The organism is Bacillus sp. SIMBA_005 (assembly GCF_046535585.1).
GTDB lineage: Bacteria > Bacillota > Bacilli > Bacillales > Bacillaceae > Bacillus > Bacillus pumilus.
The window spans coordinates 1-251 of record NZ_JAWRWI010000844.1; the positions used below are offsets into that span (position 1 = coordinate 1).

The following is a 251-nucleotide window of genomic DNA, read 5'->3' on the forward strand; positions in this document are numbered from 1 at the left end:
GGAACAAAATCTCAGAACGTATCTCCGCCGTATCAAAAGAAAAACGGCTCTCTTGATCGCGGTCAGCTGCCAGCTTGGTGCCATTGCGTCTGGAGCTGATGAGAAGATTCATAAGGCATTGTACTGGTTTGGGTATTACGTCGGCATGTCTTATCAGATTATTGATGATATTCTTGATTTTACTTCAACTGAAGAAGAACTGGGTAAACCCGTTGGAGGAGATTTGCTTCAAGGAAACGTCACATTGCCAG

1 protein-coding gene is annotated in these 251 nt (G+C 44.2%); it reads left to right on the forward strand.

The features are described from left to right. A partial coding sequence (locus tag SB660_RS22460; protein WP_410584690.1) for a polyprenyl synthetase family protein occupies positions 1-251 on the forward strand: 251 nt, incomplete at both ends.